Consider the following 1,053-nt stretch of genomic DNA (forward strand, 5'->3'; position numbering starts at 1 on the left):
ACGCTATCTGGCTGAAGTCCTTGCTGGGCAGGCACTTTCATGATTTTGCCGTGATGGGTACGCTGTATAAACCGGCAGGAAGATGCTGAGTTTTGGACTTAGTCACTTCACTCAAAATGAAATGATTAAAAACCCTATCAGAGTCTAATATTAGACCAACTTATTAGTTAAACAGATTTAGGAAAATTTATGGCTATTGATGCAAAAGAAGCAGCTCAGATTGCTGCAAAATATTTTGAGTCTATTACATCCCAAAGTGTAAAGCTCTCCATTGAAGAAATTGAACTTGATGATGATGGTTCTTGGTTGATCACATTAGGAATGTCTGATCTTTTTGCACTTGGAAGCGTAGGTAATAGAGTAACAAGCTATAAAATATTTAAAATTGATGCTGAATCTGGCGACGTGATATATATGAAAATACGCACAGTTTAATATTTCTAATGCTTGCCGATTTGTTAGTACGGTACAAAAAACAGGGTGCATTTCTAGACACTAACCTTCTCGTTTTATACTTGGTTGGCAAGTATGAACCAGAGTTTGTACCAAAGTTTAAACGAACTGCAATGTATACAGAGCAGGATTTCCACTGGCTAAATGAATATGTATCTCAGTTTTCCAGAATTGTAGTTACACCTCAAGTTTTAGCTGAAACGTGGAACTTTCTTGAAAAAATAAATGAAATCAAGTTCAAAGAATTCATAGTTTCAATATTACCTACATTATATGAAGTAAATGAACTGTATATTGAAAAAGATGAAGTCATTAGTGCTGAAGGATTCAGCTATATGGGCATCACTGATATATCAGTAATTTTAGCTGCGAAGAGTTTGGATTGTTTAGTATTAACCGATGATTTGAGAGCATACAGTTATTTTGCATCTCATGAAGTCATGGCTATCAATATTAACCATCTCAGGCAGGTGTAGCGCGCCTAACCAGGGAAAAATCATGAACCCCCCTGAAATTCGAGATATGCCCCGGGCCATAGTCGAAAAGGAGGCTGACGGTCAAAGGCAATCAGGGCAAGCTTGAAAAGGCTTTTGATCATCA

General features: G+C 37.1%; 2 protein-coding genes. Both read left to right on the plus strand.

Annotated elements, in window-relative coordinates; genetic code table 11:
* Positions 1-189: 189 nt before the first annotated feature.
* Complete coding sequence (locus KDK17_RS16155; protein ID WP_257254962.1) at positions 190-435, plus strand: hypothetical protein; 246 nt, start codon at positions 190-192, stop codon at positions 433-435.
* 8 nt (positions 436-443) lie between these two features.
* Complete coding sequence (locus KDK17_RS16160) at positions 444-929, plus strand: hypothetical protein (protein ID WP_257288527.1); 486 nt, start codon at positions 444-446, stop codon at positions 927-929.
* Positions 930-1,053: the final 124 nt, after the last annotated feature.

Origin of the sequence: Endozoicomonas sp. SESOKO2 (assembly GCF_024606245.1) — a bacterium.
Lineage (GTDB): Bacteria > Pseudomonadota > Gammaproteobacteria > Pseudomonadales > Endozoicomonadaceae > Endozoicomonas_A.

What these genes read in the sequence shown, in the direction of transcription:
- KDK17_RS16160 (WP_257288527.1), top strand. Translation starts at nt 444, where the DNA reads ATGCTTGCCGATTTGTTAGTACGGTACAAAAAACAGGGTGCATTTCTA.
- KDK17_RS16155 (WP_257254962.1), top strand. Translation starts at nt 190, where the DNA reads ATGGCTATTGATGCAAAAGAAGCAGCTCAGATTGCTGCAAAATATTTT.